This window comes from Novacetimonas hansenii JCM 7643 (assembly GCF_000964405.1).
In the GTDB taxonomy this organism is placed as follows: Bacteria; Pseudomonadota; Alphaproteobacteria; order Acetobacterales; family Acetobacteraceae; genus Novacetimonas; species Novacetimonas hansenii.
Genome location: NZ_BANE01000411.1, coordinates 1 through 408, shown reverse-complemented (window position 1 = coordinate 408; position 408 = coordinate 1). Strand labels below are relative to the sequence as shown.

At 63.7% G+C, this 408-nt stretch carries 1 protein-coding gene; it reads right to left on the bottom strand.

Going from position 1 to position 408, the window contains the following annotated elements:
- A partial coding sequence (locus B7G66_RS16825; protein WP_048859442.1) for an autotransporter-associated beta strand repeat-containing protein occupies positions 1-408 on the bottom strand: 408 nt, incomplete at both ends.

The window sequence follows — 408 nt, the reverse complement described above, 5'->3', positions numbered from 1 at the left end:
CCATCACCCGCCAGTGCCAGCGTGCCACCGGAAATCGTGGTCTCACCCGTATAGCTATTATTGCCCGTCAGCGTTTCACGCCCATCAAGCAGCGTCACACCTCCTGTCCCGGCCATGGCACCCGCAAAGCTCCCCGCCGCATCGGTCAGGGTCAGCGTTTCATCACCCAGCGCGACGGCGCCACCGCTATTGCCCGACAGGGAGGCAATCGAAGCCCCATCCGTGGTGCCGGAAATATCAAATGTGCCGCCGCTGAGCGTAACCCCGCTTGAGGTCGCGATGCTGCCATCACCCGCCAGTGCCAGCGTGCCACCGGAAATCGTGGTCTCGCCGGTATAGCTATTGTTGCCCGTCAGCGTTTCACGCCCATCAAGCAGCGTCACGCCCCCCGTCCCGGCAATGGTGCCC